Raw genomic sequence first — 3,234 nt, forward strand, 5'->3', positions numbered from 1 at the left:
ATCGAAATCCGCAGCGTCGTACAAGAATCCGCCTTCACGCACATAACTGGTCCCCGAACGATCAGGATCCGAGTCGTACAGCGCTTCTACATCCCAGCCCCGGTCGGCCGGCCACTCCGAAATCCCATCACCACCGGACGCGACGAGATCCCACAGTCCTTCCGGAGACCGCACACCCCCCGGCAACCGGCACGCCATCCCCACAATCGCAATCGGCTCGTGCGCACTCTCGTCAATGGCACGCAACAGCGCACGAGCCTTCCGCGCGTCAGAAATGGCGCGCTTCAGGTACTCGCGGAGCTTATCGTTTTCGGACATGCTACGAACCTCCCCGGAAATCGGCTGACTTATAAAGTTCCGAATTCCCTGTCGATCAGATCGAAAAGGTCATCGTTTGACGCGGTGTCGAGGTCAACGTCGTCGACCTCCACCGGCTCCCACTTCCTGGCGAGCGCGTTCAGGCGTTCGAAGATCCGCTTCCTGTCGTCGCCCCCCGGAGCAAGCAGGGCGAGCCTGCCGTCGAACGTCTCGAGGTCGGATTCGATCCTGTCGATCTCCGAAAGCTCGTCGGGAGCAATCTTCGTGCCGAGGAACTCGGTCAGCGCCCCGAAGGTCGGGTGGTCGAACAACAGGCTTGCGGGAAGCGTGATGTCAAGGTCCTGTGCCAGTCGATTCCGCAGCTCCACGGCAGTGAGGGAATCGAGCCCAAGATCCGCGAAGGCAAGATTGCCGGTAATCGACTCCGCCGACCGCATACCCAGAACGAGAGCGGTATGAGACCGCACTAGATCGGCCATCATCTGATCGCGTTCAGTCTTCGGCAGGGCGCTGAGACGTTTCCCCAGAGAGAGCCCGCCGCCAGCAAGCGCCCTCTTCATCTCGGGCCGCTTCCTCGATTCGCCGATCAGTCCACGCAGCAAGTGCGGAACAGTATCGGCGGCGCGCCGAAACAGCTGCACATTGACGCGCAGGGGAGCCACAACCGGCTGGTCGATGGCATGTGCCGCGTCAAAGAGGGCCAGGCCTTCCGCATGGCTAAGCGGCGACATCCCGGAGCGCTCGAATCGACCGGTGTCCAGATCGGCCAGATCCCGCACCATGCCGTCACTCTCAGCCCACAGACCCCAGGCCAACGAGAGAGCGGGGAGACCACGTGCCCGACGCTGATGGGCCAACGCGTCCAGGAAGGTGTTCGCCGCCGCGTAGTTTCCTTGACCGGCGTTGCCGAACGTCCCCGCCGCCGAAGAGAAGAGGGTGAACATCGACAAGGGCAAGTCCTGCGTGAGTTCATGCAGGTTCCACGCCCCGTCGACCTTCGGCCGCAACACCTGCCCGACTTGCTCCGAGGTCAGCGAACCGGTCGTACCGTCGTCGAGCACACCGGCCGCGTGCACGACCGCGACCAGCGGATGCTGGTCCGGAATCCCCGCGAGCAGCTCAGCCACGGCGCCGCGATCTGCAACATCGCACGTTGCAAAACCGACCGTAGCGTCAAGCGCAGTGAGCTCCTCCTCCATCTCGCGAGCACGTTTCGCCTCAATGCCTTGACGGCTGACGACGAGGAGGTTCCTCATGCCGTGCCGAGCCACCAGATGACGCGCCACCTGCCTGCCGAGCGCTCCGGTGCCACCGGTGATCAGTGCAGTGCCCTGCGTATTCAAGGGATGCGGGATGTTCACCACCGCCTTGCCGACCAGCCGAGCCTGGCTAAGTGCCCGGAACGCGTCACGCCCGCGCCGGACATCCCACGCGGTGATCTGCGGGGCCTTGATGACATCGCGATCGATTAGCGAGACGACGTCGCGAAGTATCTCTTGAATCCGCGCCGGGCCGGCCTCGTGGACGTCGTAGGCCTGGTAGGAGACACCAGGGTATTGCTCGGAAACAGCGACCGGATCACGCTTGTCCGTCTTTCCGATCTCCAGGAACCTGCCACCATCGTCCAGCAGCCGGAGTCCTGCGTCAACGAAATCATTTGCCAGACAATCGATCACGACGTCTACGCCGCGGCCGTCAGTCGCTTCCAGGAATCGCTCTTCAAAGTCCAGCGTCCGAGAGTTCGCTATGTGTTTCCCATCCAAGCCTGCATCCCGCAGGGTCCGCCATTTCTGTGGGCTGGCGGTGGCATATACCTCGGCTCCCAGATAGCGGGTCAGCTGCACGGCCGCGGTTCCCACGCCACCAGCAGCAGCATGGATCAGAACGGACTCTCCCGGCTGGACTTCCGCCAAGTCCACGAGCCCGTAATACGCTGTCACATAGGCGATCGGGATCGATGCGGCCTTGTCGAATCGCCAACCCTCCGGCATCTTCACCAGCAGGCGATGATCAGCGACCGCCACTGGCCCGAAAGACCCGCCGCAGAACCCCATGACTCGGTCGCCCACCGCCAAGTCGGCCACTCCTGGACCGACCTCGAGAACCATGCCGGCAGCTTCGCCGCCGATACCTTGCAGCCCCGCTACCACGTCGAGCGCTATCATGATGTCACGGAAGTTGATTCCGGCCGCATGCACCGCGAGGCGTACTTGCCCCTCTTTCAGCGGTTCGAGCACCTCAGGGCACTGCACTATTGAGAGGCCCTCGATCGTACCGGCGGTGACGTTATCCAGTCGCCATGCTCTGGGGCCCGCAGGCAGAGCCAAGGCATCGTTGGACGTCACCGCTGCCAAGCGCGGAGCCACGACAACGCCGTCGCGAATCGCCAACTGTGGCTCATCGATGCCGGCCGTGGCCGGGAGGACGCTGAGAGACAAGTCCTCAGCGTCAATGTCCACCAGGGTGAACCGGCCGGGGTTCTCGGACTGCGCCGATCGCACCAGTCCCCACACCGGGGCATTGGCGAGGTCCTCCACCGCTTCGCCGTGCCGAGCCGGCACAGCACCTCGCGTGACGATCACCAGTTTCAGGTTCATGAAGCAGTCAGCCGAAAGCCACGCCTGGAGCAGGTTCAATACCTCAATGGTGTTCTGGTGGACGGTCTCGACCAGGTCCTCATGGATGTCCGACGCCCGACAAGCCAGTACTGTATCCAGAGCGGCGCCCGTCTCTACCGCTTCCTGCAGGTCCTCGATGCTGGAGTACTGGCTGATATCAGGCCGTCCTGCGGCCACCCCGAAAAGGTCGGATCCCAACAACCCCCATTGCGGCTGCTCCTTGTTCGCTGGGATGTTCACCCAGTCGACTTGGAACAGGCGGTCATGAAAGGCACCGGCGGTACTGATGGTGGTGTTG

Annotated in this window: 2 protein-coding genes; both read right to left on the reverse strand. The window is 63.0% G+C overall.

The genetic code is table 11. The annotated features are described in order from the left end of the window. Window positions 1-318 (reverse strand): beta-ketoacyl synthase N-terminal-like domain-containing protein (locus tag AC3EO7_RS37660; RefSeq protein ID WP_435593863.1); only part of this gene is annotated, 318 nt, incomplete at its 3' end. A gap of 29 nt (window positions 319-347) precedes the next feature. Further along, on the reverse strand, window positions 348-3,234 hold a 2,887-nt coding region (locus tag AC3EO7_RS37665), incomplete at its 5' end, for an SDR family NAD(P)-dependent oxidoreductase (RefSeq protein ID WP_435593864.1).

Source organism: Nocardia sp. bgisy118 (genome assembly GCF_057708605.1).